This window comes from Methylobacterium sp. SD274 (assembly GCF_017355285.1).
In the GTDB taxonomy this organism is placed as follows: Bacteria; Pseudomonadota; Alphaproteobacteria; order Rhizobiales; family Beijerinckiaceae; genus Methylobacterium.
In genome coordinates this window covers 1-23,374 of the sequence record NZ_JADIJP010000008.1, presented here as the reverse complement: position 1 = coordinate 23,374, position 23,374 = coordinate 1, and the positions used below count along the sequence as shown (strand labels likewise).

The window sequence follows — 23,374 nt, the reverse complement described above, 5'->3', positions numbered from 1 at the left end:
CGTGGTGCGAGCATCGGGACATGCCACGCTCGCTGGGTCGCTTAGACGAACTCTGCCGAGACCCGTCAACATGCCCCGTCCGTCGGGGAGCGGCGATCGGCCCGGGTTTCGAAGAGTTTTGGGGATGTGTTAGGCCGGCTCCGACGCGCCCGCGACGAGCATTCGAGACGAAGACCATGACCGAAGCGACCCCGACCCCGCGTCCCCTCGCCATCGAGACGGCCAAGGCGAGTTCCGCCGCGTCGCTGAGCATCACGCAGCGCCCCCGTCGCAACCGCAAGGCGGAGTGGTCGCGCCGCCTGGTGCGGGAAAATACCCTGACGGTGGATGATCTTATCTGGCCGCTCTTCGTCATCGAAGGGACCGGCCGACGCGAGCCCATCGCCTCGATGCCGGGGGTGGAGCGCCTCAGCGTGGACGAGGTGGTCCGCGACGCCGAGCGCGCGGCCCGGCTCGGAATCCCTGCGATTTCGTTCTTTCCCTATACCGACCCCGCCCTGCGCGACCCGACCGGATCGGAATCCCTGAACTCCAATAACCTCGTCTGCCGCGCGGTGCGGGCGGTGAAGAAGGCCGTGCCCGAGATCGGCGTGATGACCGACGTCGCCCTGGATCCCTATACCAGCCACGGCCATGACGGCCTGATCGAGGACGGGGCCATCCTCAACGACGAGACGGTGGCGCTCCTCGTGGAGCAGAGCCTGATCCAGGCCGAGGCGGGAACCGACATCATCGCCCCCTCAGACATGATGGACGGTCGCGTCGGCGCGATCCGGAGCGGCCTCGACAAGGCCGGCTTCCGCGACGTCCAGATCATGGCCTACGCGGCGAAGTATGCCAGTGCCTTCTACGGCCCGTTCCGCGATGCCATCGGCACGACGGCGGCCCTGGTGGGCGACAAGCGCACCTACCAGATGGATCCGGGCAATTCGGACGAAGCCCTCAGGGAAGTCGCCCTCGACCTCGACGAAGGCGCCGATTCCGTGATGGTTAAGCCCGGCCTGCCCTATCTCGACATCATCCGGAGGGTGAAGGACGAGTTCGGCGTCCCGACCTTCGCCTACCAGGTCTCGGGAGAGTACGCGATGATCGAGGCCGCCGCCCTCAACGGCTGGCTCGACGGCACCCGTGCCATGACGGAGAGCCTCCTTGCCTTCAAACGCGCCGGCGCCGATGGCATCCTGACCTACTACGCCCGCCGTGTGGCCGAACGCCTGCGCGACGGCCTCTGAAATGCGCCGACGGGCCGTCATCGGCCCTGCTGCGCTCCTGCTTCTGGTCGCCCCCTTCCTGGCAGGCTGCGACAGTTCCATCGACCGGCAGCGGATCACCACCTGCCGGCGAACGCTCCCTGCCTTGGTGGCATCGGACCTCCCGCCCCGTCTGCTCCATGTCGGCCGTGGATCGGCGCCCGACAGCGTGCGCGTCGATTACGCTTTGGGCCAACGCCAGCACCGCATCGACTGCCTGTTCGACGGCGGCGCGGGTCTCATCGGCGTCCGCATGGACCACAAGGCGGTGTCGGGCGGAGCGCTTTTCATGCTTAAGAAATACTATCTCGAAACATTAGATTCCGAAGCAAACGACCCCGTGCCGGCGCGCTAGGCATTCGCGCGGCCCTGGCATTCTTATTGCTTGGGTTTCCTTGGGGAGGCGACAGGATTGTCTCTGACCGGCAGACCTCGAATCGTTCGCAGTCGCCTGCCGGCCAATCTCGATCTTGAATCGATATTTAAATACCAAGCGCTGAGCTTGGGCGGTCCATTTTGAGGATGCGATGTCGACAAAACTCAACGAGGCAGATCATCCAGCCGACAGTCTTTCGATGCTCGTAGAGACGTCGACCCAGCAGTTGAAGGCTCTCACTCACCGCAGCGTGGGATCGATCAAGTCCATCACCCGGCGTATGAATCTGCTGGCCCTTAACGCCCTCATCGAGGCCGCTCATGCGGGGGAACGCGGGGCCGGCTTCTCCGTCGTCGCCAATGAGGTCCGCACCGTTGCGGGTGAGATCGAGGGTCTCGTCTCAGGCCTCGGCAACGCCCTGGGAGACGGTGTCGACAACCTGACGCAGGCCGTAGAGCATCTCGCCAGCGAGACCCGCTCGGCCCGCTGTATCGATCTTGCCCTCAACGCCGTCGAGATCATCGACCGGAACCTCTACGAGCGCACATGCGACGTAAGGTGGTGGGCGACCGATGCCGCGGTCGTCGAGTGCGCGCTCGCCCCGTCGGAAGCGGCACGGAAACACGCCTCGCACCGGCTCGGAGTCATCCTCTCCGCCTACACGGTCTATCTCGATCTCTGGCTGTGCAGCCTCGACGGCAAGGTCATCGCCAATGGCCGGCCCGACCGGTTCGATGTGGTCGGCCAGGATGTGAGCCATGAGCCGTGGTTCGCCCGCGCCAAGCCGCTAGCCTCGGGCGATGACTTCGCCGTGGCCAATGTGGCGCGGGTCGCCGCGCTCAACGGGGCGCAGTGCGCCACCTATGTCGCCTCCGTGCGAGCAGGTGGTGAGACGAACGGCAAGGCGATCGGCTTTCTCGCGATCCATTTCGATTGGGAGCCGCAGGCACGCACCATCGTCGAGGGTGTCCGCCTCGCGCCGGCGGAGCGGGCTCATAGCCGTGTCATGCTGCTCGATGCCGAGAACCGCGTCATCGCCTGTTCCAAGGGCAACGGACTCCTCACCGAGCGCTATCCCCTCCGCGCCGACGGACAGAGCCAGGGAAGCTACATCGATGCAGCAGGCCGCCTCGTCGCCTTCCACGAGACCCCGGGCTACGAGACGTATCGCGGACTGGGATGGCGCGGCGTGATCGAGCAATCCGCCTGACGGAGTGGCAGTGAAGCCCATGTGACCTTGAGTGAAGGCATGGGCCCTCCCATGTCTTCTCATGAAGGAGAACCGTCTCCCCTCTCAAAGGCTACCGGCCATGCTCAACACGCCCCCAGGCTACGACCCCGCCGGCTATGCCGAGCGTTTCGGGACCGGCTTTCCGAGCAACCTTCCGATGCCCTTCGTGCGGGCGAGCCTCGGCGCACGTTTCGTCGCCTATCTCCTCGACATTCTCTTCATCCTGGGCTTCACCGCGCTCCTCACCCTGGCGATCACGGTGCTCGGGGTGCTGACCTTCGGGCTCGGCTGGACCCTGTTCGCGATCCTTCCCGCCAGCGGCATCCTCTACAGCGCGGTGACGGTGGGCGGCGCCGCCCAGAGCACCTGGGGCATGCGGATGATGGGTTTGCGCGTGGTGACTCCGGCCAGCGGCCTACGGGTGGATTTCCTCACCGCCGCAATCCACGCCCTGCTGTTCTACGTCGCCATCTCGACGTTCCTGCTTTGGTTCGTCGATATCCTGTTCGGCCTCATGAGATCGGACCGGCGCCTGGGCCACGACGTTCTCGTCGGCCTCGCGGTGGTGCGGCTCTGATCAAACCGGGGGACGAGGTCCAAGGAGGATTTCGTCTCTACCGCGAGACGTAAGGGGGCTGCGCGATACCGACGTCTCCGCCGCCCTTCGATAGAACGGCGTCTCCCTCAGGTGCTTGCTTTTCCCGATCTTGCCGCTTGTCGAAACGCCGCCAGACCGTGAGGGCCGACAATACGTAGTTGCAGGCGGCCCCCACCAGGATGCCCACCCCCGTAGCCAGCCACCAGATGCCCGTCGCTGTATAGATGAGGTGTGCGACCAGGATGTTGTTGAACGCACCGCAGGAACAGGACAGGCAGAACACCGCAAGCCCTCGCAGAAGGTCGATCCCGACGATCCGCTGGTCCCGATATGTCAGGACGTTGTTCAGGAAAAAATTGGCCGTCATGGCGCCGAGCGTGGCAGCAGTCTGAGACACCAGGAAATTATCGTTCAGGACGTATAGCATCAGCCCCAGAAGGGCCAGATGGACGATGACACCTAGGCCACCGACCAGGGCGAAGGAGACGAACCGCGTCGGAAGTGCTCCGAAGACGGATTTCGCAATGAGAAGGACGGCGAAGTCGAAGAGAACCCTCTCGTCGAGCTTGCTTTGCCCGGTAAGCCGGGGCCCGAAGACGTAGGGAACCTCTTCGATCTTCATCGCCCGCCCGCCCTGAACGAGGATGTCCGCGAGAAGCTTGAAGCCGTCGCGGCTCAGGCGCGGCTCGGCTTTCACCACAATACTTCGGCGCATAAGGAAGAAACCGCTCATGGGATCGCTGGTCTGGACCCGCAGCAGAGCGCGTACCAGACGGTTGCCGGCATTGCTCAAGGCTTGTCGGACGGACGAAAAGGCCGCCACGTCGGGATCGTCGACATAGCGGCTGGCGATGACGATGTCGCACTTGGTCGACGCCATCAGGTCGAGCATTGGCACGAGGGTCGCAGGCTCGTGCTGGAGGTCCGCATCCATGACCGCGACGAGTTCGGACCGCGCCGCGAGCATCCCCTCGATACAGGCTCCCGCCAGCCCGCGTCGGCCGGTCCGCGTGATGATTCTGATCCGGGAATCGGCCTTGGCCAAGCTCTCGACGACGGCTGAGGTGCCATCCGGGGAATCGTCGTCGACGACGATCACCTCGAACGGATGTCGGTCGAGCGAGGCGGCGATCCGGCCGCAGATGACCGCGATGTTATCCCGCTCGTTGAATGTCGGGATGACGATCGTGACGAGAGGCCGATCCGCATCGGGTGCGAACGTCGCCTGGGGCAAAGTGAGAGTCACTGGCGGCCTTTCGCGCCGATCCTGGGCTTCGGCCAGGTACCATCGAAACGGCTCGCCCGGACGATCTTCAGATCGTGCATCTTGCGCCCATTGAAAGTCAGACGGATGGGCGAGTCCTCCGAGAACGTCTCGAAATGACCGTCGAGATTATACCGGATTGCATCGGGATTGGCATACCTGTCGACGATGATGGCATCCATACCCCTGAAGCGCGCCGGATCCGCGAGATAGGTGAAGTGGATATTGTCCCCGGCGAGGCACAGGCTGTGGAACTGCTGTCGGATGGCATAGAAGGCCTTGGCGCAATCTTCCCAACGAGTAGCGGCAATGAAGGTGCGGGCGGGATCGACACCGCGAGCGGTCAGCGCGGAGGGAAGATCGCTCCAATCGTAGAGTTCCAGGAGGATTGGATCCTGGTTTCGGAACGCTTTAGCCGGAGCGACCCGCTCGGCCCAGCCGGTAAAGGCATGTGACAGGAGTAGGCCGATCGCCAGGATCGTCGTCGCGGCCAGCGTCGCGAGCCAGCGCCGTGCGGCGTCCGGCCGGTCGCTGGCTGCGAGGCCGTCCGCCCAGGCGCCTACGAGCGGCAGCAGGGGAAGATACCCCATGGACGCCCAGTGATAGCCGCGCAGCGGATGGCTGCTCCACACCATCACACCGAGAATGAACAGAAGAACGGGCGCCGCGAGACAGGCGAGAAGCCAGGGTCCTGCCTCCCTCGGGCCGTTTCTCAGGCTTCGATACAGCATGTAGAAAGCGGGAAATAACACGAGTGGGTGGACGATCATTACCTGTGTCAGGGTCCAGCGGAACGCTCTCGTGAGGTTCACGCTCCCGTTCCCTTCGGCGCGCGCACCCTGATACAGGAACGAAACCCAGCCGTGCTCCGCATTCCAGATGATGACCGGAAGGAGCGGCACCAACAGGAAGACGAGGCCGAAATAGGTGGCCGGCCGAAGGAGCCAGCGCCTTCCCTCGGCTTGGCTCGCAACTGCGACGAGAAGGCCCGGCACAAGAAGGACGGCGAGATACTTCGAGGCAAGGGCACAACCGAACAGGAGGGCGCAGGCAAACCAGATCCCGTTGTCCTGCAGTCTTCGGGCGCCGAAATCGATGTGAAGGAAGGCAAGCAGGGCGGCGAGGATGAAAAGGGTCATCGGCCCGTTCGTCTGGGCCAGACTCCCATCCGACAATCCGAGAAGCGGGGACAGGGAGTAGGCGCAAACAGCGTAGAGACCGGCACGCGAATTGAAGATCCGCAGTGTGATCAGATAGATCAACCACCCCGAAACCACCGACATCACCAGGAATGGGAGGCGCACGATCACTGCATCGTCGGATCCGAACAGACGCATGACACCGGCGATCGTCCACCATGTCAGGGGTGGCTGGTCGAAGAACGAGATCGACGGGTTCCTCGCGACGACGGCACCGTATGTCTCCATGAAGGTAAGGTCGAGAAACCGCACCGCGACCAGCCGGGCGATGAACGAGACGATCAAGATAACGATGACGTGATGCGTATAATCGGCCGATCGAGCGGCATCCCCGAAGGAATGGGCCTTCGCGGCACTCGGCGGATCGTAGCGCATCGGCGTTAGTTGGAGGGAGCTGATCTGACTAATTCCTTGTCCAGTCTTGCAAAAGTAGATCGACCGCGTCCGAGTCGCATGCCGGTCATCTCGCGATCCTCCGATGTCGCGTCACGATCTTGCCCCCGCTGATGGCGACGAACACAATTCCCGTGAGAATTTTGCTATCGTGTTTCAACTCACCGACATCAGCCCCGTCACGACATGGGATGATTTCGTCCTGAATTGCCTCCGAAATACGGTCGCTCCCCACCCGGGCGCGGTGATACGCTCGGCGGGCCGACCATGCCAGCCTTCACGCTGAAAATGAGATACCGCGACTTTCACCCACTTGAGACCTGGCGCGGGGCGGGTACACTCATTGAGTGCGGGGAACGCTCCCGCCGGCCCCGAGGTCAGCTGCAAGCGTGACGAGCCATCCCCGAGACACCCCGCAATTCTATCTGACGGCACCTTCGCCCTGCCCTTATCTGCCGGGTCAGGAGGAACGGAAGGTGTTCACCCATCTCGTAGGTCGGCGCGCCCGTGACCTCAACGAGATCCTCACGCAGGGCGGCTTCCGACGCTCGCAGACCATAGCCTATCGCCCGGCATGCGAGACCTGTCGGGCATGTATCTCCGTGCGAGTTCTGGTGTCGGATTTCGTCGCTTCGGCGAGCCATCGCCGCATCCTCCAGCGGAACGCGGATCTCGTCGGCAATCCGGAGCCCAATCGTCCTGCCTCAGAGCAATACGCTCTCTTTCGCCGTTATCTCGACGCGCGCCATGGCGATGGCGGCATGGTCGACATGACCGTGCTCGACTACGCCATGATGATCGAGGACAGCCATGTGGACACCCATCTCGTGGCCTATCGCCGACGAGGCCCGGACACGGCGATCAACGGGCGGGGTACGGGGCCGACCGTAGCTCTCTGCCTGACGGACGTCCTCTCCGATGGCCTGTCGATGGTCTATTCCTTCTACGATCCGGCGGAGGCCCAGCGTTCGCTCGGAACGTTCATGATCCTCGACCATATCCGCCGAGCCGCTTCCCTCGGCCTGCCCTATCTCTATCTTGGCTATTGGGTCGATGGCTCGCGGAAGATGGATTACAAGGCCCGCTTCCGACCCCAGGAGCGCCTGATGGGGCCGGGCTGGCAGCGGGTGGATTAGTCCGCAGCCCCGATCGCTCACCGGAGCGGCGTCGACGCGAACCACGCGTCAGAATTTGGCGATCACCTGAGCGCGAATGATCCTCGGTGCGCCCGGGCTGATGTTGTTGTTGCCGTCCGCCGTGGCGATGTAGCCCCGGTCGAAAAGATTCTCGATGTTGATCTGCGCCCGCACCAGATCCGTGACCTGATAGAAGAGGCCGAGATCGAAGCGGGTGTAGCCTGGGAGCCTGACCGTGTTGTCGGCTGCCGCGAACGTGTGGGTCTGGTGGATCGCGCCGATACCGAACGAGAAGGACGGCGTGACCGCGAACTTATTCCATAGGGTGACGGCGTTGAACGGCACCAGTCCGACATGGTTGCCCGGGACGATAAGTGCCGAGCTGAACCCGCTGACGATGCGCGCATCGGTGAAGGCATAGCCGCCCGCGATCTGCCACCAATCGGTGACGAAGCCGTTCGCGCCGATCTCGACACCCTTCGCGTTGGTCTGGCCGCTCAGCAGGAAGAAGCCAGGGCGGTTCGGATCGGCGAGCCGCTGGTTGAACCGGTCGAGGTCGTAGAGCGCGCCGGTGAGTTGGAGCGTCGACGAGAGGTCCCATTTCACGCCGACCTCGCGGTTCTCGAACCGCTCCGGCTCGGCGATGGCGAGCCCTTCGGACAGGGCGCTGAACTGGTCGCCGGCGGATGGCAGGTAGGAGATGCTGTAGTTGCCGTAGAAGGCGAGGCTGTCCACCGGCTTGAACACCAATCCGACCCTGGGCGACAGCAGATCGTCGATGCGGGAATTGGTGACGTTGGTGCGCCGGTCCGTCGAGGAGAAATCGAAATGATCGTAGCGCAGGCCACCGATCACCTGGACATGGGGGCCGACCTCGATCTGATCCTGGACGTAGACCGCAGCCAGTCCGAGGTCGTAGCGGCTGTTGGAGGACGAAGCCAGGTTGCGGAAACTGACGGGGACTCGCGAAACCGGTGAGAGCGGATTGACGGTCAGCGTCTGCGTTCCGGTCGTCGCGAAGAAGCCTTCCTCCCGGTAGGTGATGCCTTCCTGCTTGCCGAGTTCGAAACCCGCGAGCAGCGTATGGGCCAGCGGCCCCGTGGCGAATTTGTACGTGAAATCGTTCTGGTTGAAGAAGTTTGTCCTCGGCGTGTCGTTGTTGAACGCGCTGAGATCGACGGTCGTCCCGGCGGCGTTCACCGCACCGCCGGCGCGGATGCTCGGATACACGACCTGATAGGCCTTGGCGTAATCGGCGTAGCGGAACTGGCTCCGCATCTCGACGCCCGAGGCGAAGCGGTGATCGAGAACCGCCGTCGCGATATGTGCATCCACGCGGGAGTAGCTGAGGTCGGGATTGCCGAAGAACGTTCTGATGTTGTCGCGATACCGATAGGGCCGCCCGAACTGGGACGGGATCCCGCGATCCGCCGTCCGATCGTCGTGGAAATACTCGTAGGACAGTTTCAGCGTGGTCTCGGGCCCGAGCAGGATCGTCGCCGTCGGATTGATGCCCCAGCGCCGCAGATCGACGTGGTCACGATAGGTGCCACTATCCTCGAACATTCCGTTGAGGCGGAAGAACACGCTGTCCGAGACCCGGTCGCCGACATCCACGGCCACCCTTTTATTAAAATACTGGCCACCCTGAAGGATGACTTCCCGAACCGGAGTTCCGGTGGCGTCCTTGAGCACGCGATTGACGACGCCCCCGCCGCCGCCGCGACCGAAGATCATTGCGTTCGGTCCCTTGAGCACTTCGATCCGCTCGACGTTGTAGAGATCGCGGTAGTACATCGCGTCGTCGCGCATGCCGTTGACGTAGAAATCGGCGCTGGATTGCTGCCCGCGGATCACGACCTCGTCCCGGTTGCCGGCACCCTGGTGCAGGAACACGCCGGGCACGTAGCGCAGGGCTTCGGTGACTCCCTGGAACCCCTGATCCTGGACCTGCTCGCGCGTCACGACCGTCACCGCCTGCGGGGTGTCGATCAGCTGGGTGTCCGTCTTCGTCGCGCTCCGGCTGCGGTTGGCGCGGTAGCCTGTAGTATGTCCCCCTGTTCCCTCGACATCGAGCTGGTCTAACGTGACTTCAGCATGATGACCGGAATCGGGAATATCTGCCTGTGCTTTGGCTGCCCGCACGTCCGACATGAAAGGTACGGCTGTTAGAACCGTGATCAGACGTAGGCGGGCAAAGGGGTGCATCGGTGCGCCTCAGTTATATTTGAAATATTCTGCATAAATAGCGATATATTCCGCTCATCATGCAGATGCTATTTGTCTAATAGACACGCTAAATTGATCGGCAACCGGTTGCGGCCAGTTTGACAGCGACCTAGATTTTGGAATCTTTTGATAATTATTCCAGAATATCGCCCAAGTTTCAGGACATGCGATGGAAATCCCGTCATTAGTGCATCAGCTCGGCTATTCGGACGCCTCTGGTTTCGCCACTGCGATGCATAAATGTATCACACCATACAGAGTGCTTCTGTGACGTCGCGTTGAGCGCAGCCTCCGCTCATGCTAGGCGCCAGCCTCATCGCTCCAACCCGTCCTGCCCGAGGCGTCGCATGATCCCCCGCTATAGCCGCCCCGAAATGACGGCGATCTGGTCACCCGAAAGCCGCTTCCGCATCTGGTTCGAGATCGAGGCTCACGCCACCACGGCGCTGGCCGAGATCGGCGTCGTGCCCAAGGAAGCTGCTGCGACGATCTGGGAAAAGGGCCGCGACGCGGTCTTCGACGTCGCCCGCATCGACGCCATCGAGGCGGTCACCAAGCATGACGTCATCGCCTTCCTGACGCATCTGGCCGAGATTGTGGGCCCCGATGCGCGGTTCGTGCACCAGGGCATGACCTCATCGGACGTCCTCGACACCTGTTTCAACGTGCAGCTCATCCGGGCCGCCGACATCCTGATCAAAGATGTCGATGCGCTTCTCGCCGCGATCAAGCGCCGGGCCTTCGAGCACAAGCTGACCCCGACCATCGGTCGCTCGCACGGCATCCATGCCGAGCCGGTGACCTTCGGCCTGAAGCTCGCCCAGGCCTATGCCGAGTTCGAGCGCGCCCGCGCCCGTCTCGTCGCCGCCCGCGAGGAAGTCGCCACCTGCGCGATCTCTGGCGCCGTCGGCACCTTCGCCAACATCGACCCGCGCGTGGAGGAGTATGTCGCCAAGGCGATGGGCCTCACCCCCGAGCCGGTCTCCACGCAGGTCATCCCGCGCGACCGCCACGCCATGTTCTTCGCCACCCTGGGCGTCGTCGCGAGTTCGGTGGAGCGTCTCTCCATCGAGGTACGCCACCTGCAGCGCACGGAAGTTCTGGAAGCGGAAGAGTTCTTCTCCGAGGGCCAGAAGGGCTCGTCGGCCATGCCGCACAAGCGCAATCCCGTCCTCACCGAGAATCTGACGGGTCTCGCCCGCATGGTGCGCTCCTTCGCCCTCCCCGCCATGGAGAACGTGGCGCTCTGGCACGAGCGCGACATCTCGCATTCCTCGGTGGAGCGCATGATCGGCCCCGACGCGACGGTAACTCTCGATTTCGCTCTGGCGCGACTGACCGGCGTGATCGACAAGCTGCTGATCTATCCCGAGCAGATGCAGCGAAATCTCGACAAGCTCGGCGGCCTCGTCCACTCGCAGCGGGTGCTGCTGGCCCTGACGCAGGCGGGCGTATCCCGCGAGGACGCGTATCGCCTGGTCCAGCGTAACGCCATGCCGGTCTGGCGCGGCGAGGGCGACTTCCTCACCCTGTTGAAGGCCGATGCGGACGTCACCGCGTCGCTGAGCCCTGAGCAGATCGAGGAGTGCTTCGACCTCGGCTACCATTTCAAGCACGTGGACACGATTTTTTCGCGCGTTTTCGGTACGGCCTGAGCCAGGACCGTAACCCGACGTGGTGATCCGCGGAGCACATTTCGTGCTTCGCGGATCGCGTAGCGGCGAGGTGGCCGCGTCAGTCCGGATCGAGAGAGAATTCCATGTCGCGCATCGTCTACGTCAACGGCGAGTTCGTGCCTTTCGAGGCGGCGACCGTGTCAATCATGGACCGGGGCTTCCTGTTCGCGGACGGCATTTATGAAGTGTCGGCCGTCCTCGGCGGCCGTCTCGTGGACAACGCGGCGCATCTGGCCCGGCTCGACCGATCGCTGGGCGAGATCGGCATCCGCAATCCCTACCGGACTGAAGACTGGATCCGGCTAGAGACCGAACTGGTCCGTCGCAACGGTGTCGACGAGGGCCTCGTCTACATGCAGGTGACGCGGGGCGCCTACGAGCGGGATTTCGCCTTCCCGCCGGCCGAGACCGAACCCACCGTGGTGATGTTCACGCAGGCCAAGACCGTGGCCAGGAACCCGCTGGCGGAGCGGGGCGCCAAGGTCATCACCGTTCCCGATATCCGCTGGAAGCGGCGCGACATCAAGTCGGTGGCGCTCCTCGCCCAAGTTCTGGCCAAGCAGGAAGCGGCCAAGGCCGGCGTCGCGGAGGCCTGGATGGTGGAGGACGGTTTCGTCACCGAGGGCTCCTCGTCGACCGCCTTCATCATCACCGGCGGAAAGGTGGTCACCCGCCCGCTCTCCACCGCCCTGCTGCCCGGCATCACGCGCCTCGCCGTCATGCGCCTTGCCGAGGAAGCAGGCCTGACGATCGAGGAGCGGCTGTTCTCCGTGGAGGAGGCGTTCGCGGCTGAGGAGGCCTTCTACACCAGCGCGTCCGCCTTCGTGATGCCCGTCATCGACATCGACGGGCACGAACTGGGCGACGGCAAGCCGGGCGCGCTGACGAAGCGGCTGCGCGCACTTTATCTGGAGATGGCCGGGGCATAAGGGCGGGCCGGTCTCATCCGTCATCCGGCGCCGCCATAGGAACTGCATCGCCGCCGGAGCGGTTTGTCTCCCGACTTTCTGGGGGACATCGATGCCGAGACCGTTTCGTCACGCCGCACTGCTTGCTTTCGCCCTGACGGCGTCGGGCGCCTATGCCCAGTCGCCCGATGCACCGCTGAAAGGGCGCGACACCTCCCCGAACATCCCGCCCTCCACGGAGACGGTGCCGGAGAAGGTTCGTCCGTCCGAGGAAGGGACCGGCGGCTCGACCTTGAGCGACAAGCTCGAGAAGAACGACGGCGTCATCACGCCGCCCGGTAATTCCGCCCCGGGCCTGGTGGTTAAGCCTCCCGAGTCCGAGAACAGCGGCATGCCGGTGATCAAGCCGGGCCAGTTGCCGGGCCGCGAACCGGGGACGGAAGCGCGCTAGGAATTGGGCGCGCCCCAAGCCTTCGGGCGCGGTTTGCTTGATTTCCGGCCTGGGATCGCGGAAAGACCCCGGAGATGCGTGTCGGCCCGCCTTCGCGGCGGGGCGTTTCCACGCGGGCACCGGACAGGTTGAAGTGAATGGCGAACGTCGTCGTCGTGGGCGCCCAATGGGGCGACGAAGGCAAGGGTAAGATCGTCGACTGGCTCTCGGAGCAGGCCGACGTCGTGGTTCGCTTTCAGGGCGGCCACAATGCCGGGCATACGCTGGTCATCGACGGTGTGACCTACAAGCTGGCGCTTCTCCCCTCCGGCGTTGTCCGGGGCGGAAAGCTCTCGGTGATCGGCAATGGCGTCGTGGTTGATCCGTGGCACCTCGTGGACGAGATCGCCCGGCTTCAGGCGCAGGGCGTCGAGATCTCGCCCGAGAGCCTCCGCATCGCCGATAACGCGACGCTGATCCTTCCGCTTCACCGGGAACTCGACCATTTCCGCGAGACGTCCAATGCCGGTCTCAAGATCGGCACGACGAAGCGCGGTATCGGCCCAGCCTACGAGGACAAGGTCGGCCGTCGGGCCATCCGCGTGGTCGACTTGGCCGACGAAAGCACGCTGGAATCGAAGATCGAGCGGGTGCTCACCCACCACAATGCCCTCCGCCGCGGTCTTGGGATCGACGAGGTCGATGCCGGCGCGTTGCTCGCAGAACTGAAGGCGATCGCGCCGACGATCCTCCCCTACGCCACCACCGTGTGGAAGCTCCTCGACGACGAACGCCGGGCGGGCAAGCGCATCCTGTTCGAGGGCGCGCAGGGTGCCCTCCTCGACGTCGATCACGGCACCTACCCGTTCGTCACCTCCTCCAACATCGTCGCCGCCCAGGCCGCCACTGGCTCCGGCATGGGGCCGTCCGCGATCGGCTACGTGCTGGGTATCGCCAAGGCCTATACGACGCGCGTGGGCGAAGGCCCGTTCCCGACCGAACTGTTCGATGAAATCGGCGAAACGATCGGGGCCAAAGGCCGCGAATTCGGCGTCAATACGGGGCGCAAACGTCGGTGCGGCTGGTTCGACGCCGTTCTGGTGCGCCAGACCGTCCGAACCTCAGGCATCGACGGCATCGCCTTGACCAAGCTCGACATCCTCGACGGGTTCGAGGAGATCAAGGTCTGCACCGGGTACCGCCTCGATGGCCAGGTTCTTGACCATTTGCCCGCCAATCAAGCGGCACAGGCTAAGGTCGAGCCGATCTACGAGATCATCGAAGGCTGGTCCGGCACCACCGCGGGTGCGCGCTCATGGGCCGATCTTCCCGCCCAGGCAATCAAGTATGTACGGCGGATCGAAGAACTGATCGGGGCACCCGTGGCGTTGCTCTCGACGTCGCCGGAGCGCAACGACACCATCCTGATGCACAATCCCTTCGAGGATTGAGCGTCCGGCTGAGGCTTCAGTACTTGGGGTAGCGACAAGGCGACCGGTGGCAATTTCCCGAGTGATCAAGCGCTGTAGGGCTGGTGGGTGCCTCGTTCGAGGGACAGGCATCGCTGATCATGCGGTCGCGCCCCGCCGGGCGCCCATATCTGGACGGTGAGAACAGGGCGGACCGAGGTTCGATGGCCGATTATTACCCTTTGCTGGCACGAGCGCTTCAAGCGATGCCGGATCGGTCTCCCGCCCTGCGCAAGGCGGTCTATGACCGGGCGCGCGGCGCTCTGATCGGACAGCTCCGGTCGCTCGAACCACCGCTATCCGAAGCCGACATCGACCTCGAGAGCAAAGCCCTCGAAACCGCCATCGAACGGGTCGAGAACGAATTTGGCGAGCCGCCGGCCGCCGCGGCCAACGATGTCGTGCCGCCGATCTTCGTTGCCCCCGAGGAGCGCGACACCCTGCCGGAAGCGGCGGCTCCGGATCGATTACCGGAACCGACCGAGCGCGACTTCGCCGAACCGACCCTGCCGCCCGCACCTGAGCCAAACTTGGGCATTCGGCCCTCGCGGCCGGATCGCTCGCGTGTTGCAAACGCAGACGCGTCGCCACCCAAGTCTCTTCCCCCGGCAGCGGAACAGGGGCCTGTCTCAGACGGCCCTGCTGCGGTCTTACCGATCAAGCCGCGGAAGGCGAAATCTGCCGACAGGGTCGCCGACCGGAAGGCTGCGCGAGACGCTGCGAAGATGACCTCGGGCGCTGAGACGCCATCTGGTCAATCCACGGAGTCGGAATCACCCATAGAACCATCGATCGAAGCGCCGCCCGCCGAGCGTGACGCGGCGGGCATGCCTGTCGATTCCTCGAATGCGCGGCATCGTCCACGGATCGACGTCGTCGCCCCGCGCAAGGGCCGCCCTCGCCTTCTCCGGAATGTCTTCGTGGGAAGCGTTCTCCTGGTCGTCGTCGGGCTCATCGCGGTAGCGGCCTTCATGCTTCGCGACAAACCTTCGGACCTGCAGCCTGGAATCACGGAGACACAAGAGGAGGGGTCCGATCCGGCGGCATCGAAATATGCAGATCGGATCGGCGGTGACGCTCCCGCCCTCCCGGAGCGACGCGACCAGACCTCTCGTCAGGCTCCCGCCCGCCCGACGACGGCAACGCCGGATGCCGGCAAGGCACCGACCCAGCCCGATGTGGCAGTCGCACAGCGGGCCGTTCTTTTCGAAGAGAATACAGCGGGCGGAAATGCACAGCCGATCACCTTCCAGGGCATGGTGGTCTGGCGTCTCGAGGCGATGAATGGCGAACAGGGCCAGCCACTGGAGACCGTGATCCGGGGGCGTGTGACCTTTGCCGATGCTGGCCTGTCGCTGGTGATGACGATCCGACGGAACCTCGATCCCACCTTTCCTGCGTCCCACACCATCGAACTTGCCTTCACCACCACCAGCCCCGCCGGGGATACGCATGCGGTTCAGGATGTCGGCCTTCTGAGTGCGAAGGATGAAGAAGGGGGCCGGGGATCGCCTGTCTCGGGCCTGCCGGTACGCGTCAAGGAGAACCTGTTCCTAATCGGCCTGTCCTCGCTTCAAGCCGATGTAGACCGGAACACCGACCTGTTGGAGCATCGTAACTGGTTCGACCTACCGATGAAGTTCGTCTCGGGCCCTCGTGGCGTCCTGACTTTCGAGAAGGGCACTTCGGGCAATCAGGTCATCCGCTCAGCCTTCGAGCAATGGCGTCGATAGGCACACGATAAAAAAAGGCCGGTTCCGCATCAGCGAAACCGGCCTTCTCTCTAAGTGCCCCTCGGAGGAAACTTCAGGCGTGAGCGGCCGCCCGCGGGGCCTCGCGGGTAGCGAGGTTGCGTTTCACTGCCTCCTGGATCTTCTCGAAGGCTCGAACCTCGATCTGTCGGACGCGCTCGCGCGAGACTCCAAACTCGCCTGACAGGTCTTCGAGGGTGATCGGGTCGTCCGCAAGTCGGCGCGCCTCGAAGATGCGACGCTCACGCGGGTTCAGGACCGACAGCGCATCGCGCAAGGCGGTCAGCCGGTTCTGGCCCTCTTCCTCGCGGGCGAGCACGGTTTCCTGACTCGGGCTGTTGTCCACCAGCCAATCCTGCCACTCACCCTCACCTTCTTCGCGGAGGGGAGCGTTGAGGGAGGTATCGCCGGACAGGCGGCGATTCATGTCGATCACGTCCTGCTCGGGCACGCCGAGCTTGACCGCGATCTGAGCCACCTGATCGGGTTTCAGATCCCCTTCATCCAGGGCGGAGATCTTGCCCTTGGCCTTACGGAGGTTGAAGAACAGCTTCTTCTGGTTTGCGGTGGTGCCCATCTTCACCAGCGACCAAGAGCGTAGAATGTACTCTTGGATCGCAGCCTTGATCCACCACATAGCATAGGTGGCGAGTCGGAAGCCCTTGTCCGGCTCGAACCGCTTGACCGCTTGCATGAGGCCGACATTCCCTTCGGACACGACTTCGCCGATGGGAAGGCCATAACCACGGTAACCCATGGCGATCTTGGCCACGAGTCGGAGATGCGATGTCACGAGCCGGTGCGCCGCATCGCGGTCACCCTTTTCACGCCAGCTCTTGGCAAGCGTGAACTCCTCGTTCGGCTCGAGCATCGGAAACTTGCGGATCTCATCGAGGTAGCGCGAAAGTCCACCTTCGGTGGCGAGCACGGGTAGTGCGCCTGCCATAGTCATCTCTCCCTACAAGGTCCCCCATCCGGGCAGACCAGAAACGAACCGCCGCTCTATGAGCCGACCGTCCCACTCCCCGAGCCTACCCGGAAAGAAAACGGTGCGGTAGCGGTCCGTGACTCGAACGTGGCTAACAACGCGCCAGTGAGCCGATGGCTCGAAGGTGACACGAAAGGCCGCGGGCCGGGGTGCGCCCGCACACCTGTTTGCCGGCCATCCTTGACAGGCGCAACTCCGCAACAGTGACGGGAATCGACGATTCCGTCCGAATATCTGGGGTCGCTGCTCGGCTCCTCAAGGCTTCGTTGGCCCCCGCAAGGCAGCGATGAGGGCAGCCATATCCGGCGGGATCGGGCTTTCGAACCGCAGCACCTCGCCGGTGCGTGGGTGCTCGAAACCCAATATGGCAGCGTGAAGCGCCTGCCGACCCAAAGCTTCGAGCTTGGCCCGCGCCGCTTCGCCGAGTCGGCCGGCCTTGGTCTTGAAGGCGTTGCCATAGACCGTATCGCCGAGAAGCGGATGGCCGCGATGACTGAGATGGACGCGGATCTGATGCGTCCGTCCGGTCTCGAGCCGGCAACGGACGAGGGCGACTTCGGCGCCCGCGTCCAGGATCTCCTCGACGACGTAATGGGTGATGGCTGTACGGCCCTCCCCCGGGCGCATGACGGCGATCTTCTCGCGATTGCGCTGGCTGCGCGCGAGCTCGACATCGATCGTGCCCAGCCGGGGCTCCGGCGCTCCCCAGGTCAGGGCGAGATACGCACGCTCCAGCGGTCCGTTACGGCCATGGTCGGCAAACTGCGCCGTGAGCCCCTTATGGGCCAGATCGTTCTTGGCGACGACGAGGAGACCGCTCGTGTCCTTGTCGAGCCGGTGCACGATACCAGGCCTCCGTACACCGCCGATCCCCGACAGGCTCTCGCCGCAATGAGCGATGAGGCCATTCACAAGGGTTCCAGCATCGTGACCGGGCGCCGGGTGAACCACCAGCCCCGCCGGCTTGTCGATGACGATCAGGTCGTCGTCCTCGTGAACGATAGCGAGATCGAGAGCTTCCGCCATTGGCGTCGCATCCACCGGCGCAGGAATCGTCACGTCGAGGACGGCACCTCCGCTGACCTTCAGGGAGAGGTCCAGAACGACGATTCCATCCTTGCTCACCTGACCGGTACGGATCAGCTCCTGCAACCGCGAACGCGACACGTCCGGCAGCGCGCGGGCGAGCGCCCTGTCGATACGCTCCGCCTGTGCGTCCAGGTCGAGGACGACACGGCGGTCCTGCGGTTCTTGCACGATATGATCTCTTTCGATGCCGATGAAATTTAAGCGCTCGGGAGGCCTTGCTCCCCCGCCCGACCGTCGCTATACGATCGCCAGCCGCCCGGAAAGCTCCCATCGTCTAGCGGTCTAGGATGTCTTTATACCCCTACCATCCTACCATGTGTGTAGGTTCAAGGGGTTAGGGTTGGTAGCCCTACCATCGAAGCCTACGGGCCGAAGGGTGGCTCCCAAAGTCCTATCCAAGGGAGTTGACTTCGTGTTGTTAGTAAGAGTAGTCCTAGCGGTGTACTAGGAGTATACGCGCTCCCTTCGTCTAGCGGTCTAGGACGTCGCCCTCTCACGGCGAAAACAGGGGTTCGATTCCCCTAGGGAGCGCCAATAAATTGGCTTTTACTTGCATTCACAGCGAAAAATCCCTTTAGCGCCATTCGACTATCGGTGAGGGCATTAGCCTTTCACGCTAGAGAGGCGGGTTCGATTTCCGTAGTGCGTACCAAGTATTTACGTGCGCCAATCTAATCTTTTTAGCTCTGGACGATCTTTTTAAGACTCTCAGCGAAGTCTGGATTGTTAAAGCGGCGACCGTCCATGTGATCCGCCTCCATCGAAGTGGTCCGCCCTGAGGTATGGCCTACGGGCCAGCGACCTTGCCCCATCAAACTGGTCCGCGCTGAGCGCAAGTTTTTCGGGCATCCTGAACCCTGAAGGAGGGTGGATGCCATGCCTCGCAAACGCTTCACGAACGAACAGATCGCCTTCGCCCTGCGGTAGGCGGAGAACGGCGCGACGGTGGACGAGGTCTGCCGGAAGATGGGTGTCTCTGAGCCGACGTTCTACCGCTGGAAGAAGCAGTTCGTCGGCATGGGCGTGCCTGAGATCCGACAGCTCAAGCAGCTGGAGGACGAGAACAGCAAGCTCAAACGACTGGTCGCCGACCTGACGCTGGACCGCTCGATGCTTCAGGATGTCCTGAAGGATCAGTGGTGAGGCCCGCCGCTCGCCGTGAGGTCGCTGGTCACCTGCAGGTGGTCTACGACATCAGCGAGCGTCGGGCCTGTCTGGCTACCGGCTTCGGCCGTTCGTCCCAGCGCTACAGGAAGCGCTCGGACCCTCAGGTCGCGCTGCAGATGCGGTTGAAGGAACTGGCCGCCGCGCGGGTGCGCTACGGCTATCGGCGGCTGCACATCCTGCTGCGACGGGAGGGCTGGGAGGTGAACCACAAGCGAACCTACCGGATTTACCGGGATGAGGGGCTGTCGATCCGGTCCAAGCTGCCCAAACGCAAGCGGGCGTGGCGCTACCGTCAGGGGCGACCGGCGATCGGTGGACCCAACGAGGTCTAGGCCATGGACTTCATGTCCGACCGCCTCTTCGATGGTCGTCCATTCCGGATCCTGACGGTCGTCGATTGCCGCACGCGAGAGGCGCTCTCGCTCACACCGAGAGCCAACTTCCGCGCCTTCCAGGTGACCGAGGCTCTGGATGCCTTGGGCCGGCTGCGAGGTCGGCCCAAGAGCCTGCGGGTGGATAATGGACCGGAGTTCGCCGGGCGCATGCTCGACCAATGGGCCTATCTGAACGGGGTCGAGATCGACTTCTCACGACCAGGCAAGCCGACCGACAACGCCTACATCGAGTCGTTCAACGGCCGCCTACGAGCGGAATGCCTGAACGCTTCGTGGTTCCTGTCGCTGGCTGATGCCCGTGAGCGCATCGAGGACTGGAGGTGCCACTACAACGATGACCGACCTCATACGGCCCTGGGCGGCTTGACGCCCCGAGCCTTCGCCGACCAAGCTGTCATAGCCCGAGAACTTGCATAGGCCGTGGACCACAAAGCGGGTCAACTCCAGACCGACGATGCACTAACTTCGATCCTGAGCCACCGAATGGGGCCGATCACATTACCCTCACGCCATCGGCCGTACAGCGCTCATAAAACTCTCGATAGTCGGCCTACGTGTCGCTTTCCTTATGGTGCAACATTACCCAACGTCAGATCGTCATCCGATCGGCCATCGCCACCCGTGATCCGTGATCCGCAGGCCGAAGAGGATGACCACTTGAGAACGAACGTTGGTGACGCCCAGACCATCGATGGTCCAAGGGTTCTCGATACGCTCGATCGCGGATCGCAGCAGAGGAAGACGCTACGGCGATGCTAGGCAGGCTCGATGGGCGACAGTAAGAGTGAAGGGGAGAAAGCCCTGCTCCGAGCGAGTTGCCATCAAGGCCATACAGATGCGGGCCAAGCTGGCGGCGCTCCTTACTCATATATGGGCTGTCATAGCCCAATATTAAAAGGCGCATTCCTCGGGGACCTCTACAGGCTTCGCCTGATCCCAGGCATAGAGCTTGGCCACGGCTGCCCAGAAGCTGACTCCGTCCTCGTCTGGAGACATCTGCAAGCGAAGATCGATGGCTTTCCTCTCCGCATGCGCCATGGCAGTCAATGCGTCTTCGGCGGCTTCGAGCAACGACAGCATTGCGGCACACTCATGCTGTAACGCACCACAAGAAACGTCAGCAGTGCACAAAACGATCCAGGGGCCACGCCAAGCTTCTCTGATGGCCTTACAATTTGCGAGAAAACCCAGAGGATCAATTTAGGCACACCATCAAATTTTGCTTGATCGAACCGCCTTTCTCTATTCCTGGCGTCTCAGCCCTCATTGTATCCCCTCCTCCGACATAGGCATGTGTGCAAGCAATTGAACAGTGCCTTGATGATCGGATCACAATCTGGATCTCCCTGTGAAGCGACCGTGACGACGGGCGCTTGGTGCAGATTTGTCCATTGTGAGGTCTGTATATTCAGCAAAATTTGTGCGCCTGACCTGCGCTGAGATAGGATTTTACACTATGAGCCAGGCGGGATTAGCAATTTTGGACGACGGTCGCCTCAAAAACTTGATTGTTTTGAGCAATAGCGCCGATCTAGACTCAAATATAGACGCGCCTCTCAAGGTAGGCTTCGTCGGCGGGTTCCTGGGCTTATCATTAGGGGGAGCCCCTTCAGTAAAATATACCTATCCAAGCGGCGGCGCCCAGATAAATGTTGCCGATGGAGTAGGACCTTTATTGCTCTTCTACAACGACAGGACTGGCGATTCTGTTCTGCAAGGCAGTAAACTTGGTGACTTCATATACGGTGGCTCAGGTAACGACGTATTGAATGGCGGTGGCGGTGACGACACCTTGGTCGGCAATCTCGGCACCAATATCATTCGAGGCGGCGCCGGAAACAATACCGCCAGTTATATAGGTTATGATGGGCCGAATGAGCCCGACACTTTAGGGGTCGAGGTCTTTCTTGACGAACGCGAAGCGTACAATAGGGCAGGCTTCGTTTTTCATGACACTCTCATCGACGTTCAGAACGCCGTCGGCACTCGTTTCCTCGATATCTTGGTCGGCGATGCGGGTGACAATATCCTCGAAGGTCTCAATGGCGCCGACGTCATCCGAGGTGGCGCCGGTATCGACACGTCGAGCTACGAGACGTCAGCCTTTTCTGTCGGCGTGAACCTGACGACCAAGGTCAACACCGGTGGGGATGCAGAAGGCGACATCCTTGAGAGCATCGAGAACGTTTGGGGCAGTCGCTACGCAGATTTCCTGACAGGCGATGCAAAGGCCAACGTCCTCGAAGGCGGTGCGGAAGCCGACCAGCTTTTCGGAGCGGGTGGCAGCGATACCGCGAGCTACGAGCATTCCCTTCTCGGTGTCACCGTCAATCTGACGACGGGGGCCAACACCGGTGGCGACGCTGAGGGCGATATCCTGACCGACATCGAGAACCTTCGCGGCAGTCGATACGAAGACGTTCTGGCGGGCGATGCGACGGCCAATGTGCTCGAAGGCGGCGCGAAAGCCGACCAGCTTTTCGGCGCGGGTGGCAGCGACACGGCGAGCTACGAGCATTCCCTCCTCGGTGTGACCGTCAATCTGGCGACGGGCTCCTACAGCGGGGGTGACGCGCAAGGCGATAGCCTGACCGATATCGAGAACGTTCGCGGAAGCCAGAACGCGGATACGCTGACCGGCGATGCGACGGCCAACGTCCTCGCTGGGGGGGCGGGAAATGACCGGCTTTTTGGAGGCGAGGGCAACGATACCCTGCGCGGAGACGCTGGCTCCGACACGCTGGTCGGGGGAGTCGGCGACGAGAGGCTGGTGGTCATCGAGGCGCCGACGCTGGTCCAGGGGGATGCCGGCAACGACAAGCTCTTCCTTATAGGAATCGAAACCTTCACGTTCACCGACACGAACTTCAAGGAGATCGAGACGGTCTATGTGCGCGATGCGCTGACCCTCGATATGTCTGGTGTGAGTACGAAAGTCGCGATCGCTGTACAGAATGCCGAAACGACGCTCGCTACGGTGACGGGCACCAAGGGTAACGACACGATCACGGCCGGCGCGGGTGACACGGTCATTGACGGTAGCACCGGGAGCGACAAACTCTATGCCGGCGCAGGGGTTGATACCTTCACTTTCAAAGCGAACTTTGGACGCGACAATGTCTATGGCTTTGAGTCAGGCGCAGACCATTTTGACGTGTCAGCCCTCGTCAACAGCTTCAATGATATTAACATCAGCGGACTGAATGGCGGAGCGAGTACGCTCATCACCTTCGACGGCGCTGGGTCAGGCAACAAGATCATCCTTCATGATGTTGCCGCCTCGTCGCTGGATGCGAACGATTTCGGGTTCCTCCTCACCTAAGTTCAGCTCCCACCTCCTAGCGCTACCTGGGCATTTTGACCGGTCGCAACGCGTTGTCATCCTTGATGGTTCGAGAGGCAGCGGTGGATCAGGATCGCCAAGGGACAAACGAGCTCGATGCGTGGCTGGCGCCGTTCCTGGTGGTGATGGGGCCGCAAGACCCGGAGGACCTGGGCGCCGCTCTACCTGCGTGGCCTGCTCGGTCCGAGTGATCGCAAGAGCCTGCAGCCGATGGCGGCGCGCCTCGGGCTGCCGGGCCACGATCAGCTGCAGCACTTCATCGCCAGCCCGGCCTGGACGACGGGCGGCTCTGGAGGGAACTGGGCCGCCAGGCGGATCGGCTGGTGGGCGGCCCCGATGCCTGTGGTGATCGACGACACCGCCCTGCCGAAGAAGGGCACGCGCTCGGTCGGGGTGGCGCGACAAGACTGCGGCGCGCTGGGCAAGCAGGCCAACTGTCAGTCTCTGGTCTCGCTCACCCTGGCACAGGGCGAGGTGCCCGT

At 62.9% G+C, this 23,374-nt stretch carries 18 protein-coding genes, 1 tRNA gene and 1 pseudogene; 14 read left to right on the top strand and 6 right to left on the bottom strand.

The window, feature by feature from the left end; all coding sequences use genetic code 11:
• The first annotated feature begins 176 nt into the window (after positions 1-176).
• From hemB to IPV08_RS09280, 4 genes are all read left to right on the top strand, one after another.
• Positions 177-1,232 carry a porphobilinogen synthase gene (gene hemB, locus IPV08_RS09295; protein ID WP_207411638.1) on the top strand — a complete coding sequence of 352 codons (1,056 nt, stop codon included), beginning with the start codon at positions 177-179 and terminating at the stop codon, positions 1,230-1,232.
• Position 1,233: 1 nt separating this feature from the next.
• A complete protein-coding gene (locus IPV08_RS09290) occupies positions 1,234-1,605 on the top strand; it encodes a hypothetical protein (RefSeq protein WP_056429290.1) in 372 nt (123 codons plus the stop codon).
• Positions 1,606-1,825: 220 nt separating this feature from the next.
• Positions 1,826-2,836, top strand: a complete 1,011-nt coding sequence (locus tag IPV08_RS24930; RefSeq protein ID WP_281435336.1) for a methyl-accepting chemotaxis protein — start codon at positions 1,826-1,828, stop codon at positions 2,834-2,836.
• Between the two features lie 100 nt (positions 2,837-2,936).
• Entirely contained in the window at positions 2,937-3,434 is a 498-nt protein-coding gene (locus IPV08_RS09280; RefSeq protein ID WP_056429293.1) for an RDD family protein, read from the top strand.
• A gap of 37 nt (positions 3,435-3,471) precedes the next feature.
• Here the strand turns inward: IPV08_RS09280 and IPV08_RS09275 are convergent, their stop codons facing one another.
• Both IPV08_RS09275 and IPV08_RS09270 read right to left on the bottom strand, forming a co-directional pair.
• Positions 3,472-4,701, bottom strand: coding sequence for a glycosyltransferase family 2 protein (locus IPV08_RS09275; RefSeq protein WP_207411636.1), 1,230 nt, complete (start codon positions 4,699-4,701; stop codon positions 3,472-3,474).
• Positions 4,698-6,293 (bottom strand): glycosyltransferase family 39 protein, encoded by a 1,596-nt coding sequence (locus IPV08_RS09270; protein WP_207411635.1) that lies wholly within the window; start codon positions 6,291-6,293, stop codon positions 4,698-4,700. Before IPV08_RS09270 ends, IPV08_RS09275 begins: the two co-directional genes overlap by 4 nt.
• Before the next feature lie 407 nt (positions 6,294-6,700).
• Between IPV08_RS09270 and IPV08_RS09265 the strand changes: the two genes are divergently transcribed.
• Complete coding sequence (locus tag IPV08_RS09265) at positions 6,701-7,447, top strand: arginyltransferase (protein ID WP_207411634.1); 747 nt, start codon at positions 6,701-6,703, stop codon at positions 7,445-7,447.
• Positions 7,448-7,495: 48 nt separating this feature from the next.
• On the opposite strand, the gene IPV08_RS09260 is transcribed toward IPV08_RS09265, so the two are convergent.
• Complete coding sequence (locus IPV08_RS09260; RefSeq protein ID WP_207411633.1) at positions 7,496-9,655, bottom strand: TonB-dependent siderophore receptor; 2,160 nt, start codon at positions 9,653-9,655, stop codon at positions 7,496-7,498.
• 368 nt (positions 9,656-10,023) lie between these two features.
• Here IPV08_RS09260 and purB point away from each other — a divergent pair, with 368 nt between their 5' ends.
• The 5 genes from purB (at position 10,024) to IPV08_RS09235 (ending at position 15,892) form a co-directional block, all read left to right on the top strand.
• Positions 10,024-11,331: an adenylosuccinate lyase gene (purB, locus tag IPV08_RS09255; RefSeq protein ID WP_207411632.1), complete on the top strand. Its 1,308-nt coding sequence runs from the start codon at positions 10,024-10,026 to the stop codon at positions 11,329-11,331.
• Between the two features lie 104 nt (positions 11,332-11,435).
• Positions 11,436-12,281, top strand: a complete 846-nt coding sequence (locus IPV08_RS09250) for a D-amino-acid transaminase (RefSeq protein WP_207411631.1) — start codon at positions 11,436-11,438, stop codon at positions 12,279-12,281.
• Positions 12,282-12,372: 91 nt separating this feature from the next.
• Positions 12,373-12,711, top strand: coding sequence for a hypothetical protein (locus tag IPV08_RS09245; RefSeq protein WP_207411630.1), 339 nt, complete (start codon positions 12,373-12,375; stop codon positions 12,709-12,711).
• Positions 12,712-12,848: 137 nt separating this feature from the next.
• Positions 12,849-14,141, top strand: a complete 1,293-nt coding sequence (locus IPV08_RS09240) for an adenylosuccinate synthase (RefSeq protein ID WP_207411629.1) — start codon at positions 12,849-12,851, stop codon at positions 14,139-14,141.
• Positions 14,142-14,323: 182 nt separating this feature from the next.
• Positions 14,324-15,892, top strand: coding sequence for a histidine kinase (locus tag IPV08_RS09235; RefSeq protein ID WP_207411628.1), 1,569 nt, complete (start codon positions 14,324-14,326; stop codon positions 15,890-15,892).
• Between the two features lie 73 nt (positions 15,893-15,965).
• On the opposite strand, the gene rpoH is transcribed toward IPV08_RS09235, so the two are convergent.
• Complete coding sequence (gene rpoH, locus IPV08_RS09230; RefSeq protein ID WP_207411627.1) at positions 15,966-16,856, bottom strand: RNA polymerase sigma factor RpoH; 891 nt, start codon at positions 16,854-16,856, stop codon at positions 15,966-15,968.
• A gap of 297 nt (positions 16,857-17,153) precedes the next feature.
• Positions 17,154-18,155 (bottom strand): RluA family pseudouridine synthase, encoded by a 1,002-nt coding sequence (locus IPV08_RS09225; RefSeq protein ID WP_207411626.1) that lies wholly within the window; start codon positions 18,153-18,155, stop codon positions 17,154-17,156.
• Between the two features lie 290 nt (positions 18,156-18,445).
• Between IPV08_RS09225 and IPV08_RS09220 the strand changes: the two genes are divergently transcribed.
• Both IPV08_RS09220 and IPV08_RS09215 read left to right on the top strand, forming a co-directional pair.
• Positions 18,446-18,521 (top strand) — tRNA-Glu (locus tag IPV08_RS09220).
• 342 nt (positions 18,522-18,863) lie between these two features.
• Positions 18,864-19,966: pseudogene (locus IPV08_RS09215) on the top strand (IS3 family transposase).
• 474 nt (positions 19,967-20,440) lie between these two features.
• Here the strand turns inward: IPV08_RS09215 and IPV08_RS09210 are convergent.
• Positions 20,441-20,629: a hypothetical protein gene (locus IPV08_RS09210; RefSeq protein ID WP_207411625.1), complete on the bottom strand. Its 189-nt coding sequence runs from the start codon at positions 20,627-20,629 to the stop codon at positions 20,441-20,443.
• 376 nt (positions 20,630-21,005) lie between these two features.
• Here IPV08_RS09210 and IPV08_RS09205 point away from each other — a divergent pair, with 376 nt between their 5' ends.
• Both IPV08_RS09205 and IPV08_RS09200 read left to right on the top strand, forming a co-directional pair.
• On the top strand, positions 21,006-22,871 hold the full coding sequence (locus IPV08_RS09205; RefSeq protein WP_207411624.1) for a calcium-binding protein: 1,866 nt from the start codon (positions 21,006-21,008) through the stop codon (positions 22,869-22,871).
• Between the two features lie 186 nt (positions 22,872-23,057).
• A partial coding sequence (locus tag IPV08_RS09200) for a transposase (RefSeq protein WP_207411739.1) occupies positions 23,058-23,374 on the top strand: 317 nt, incomplete at its 3' end.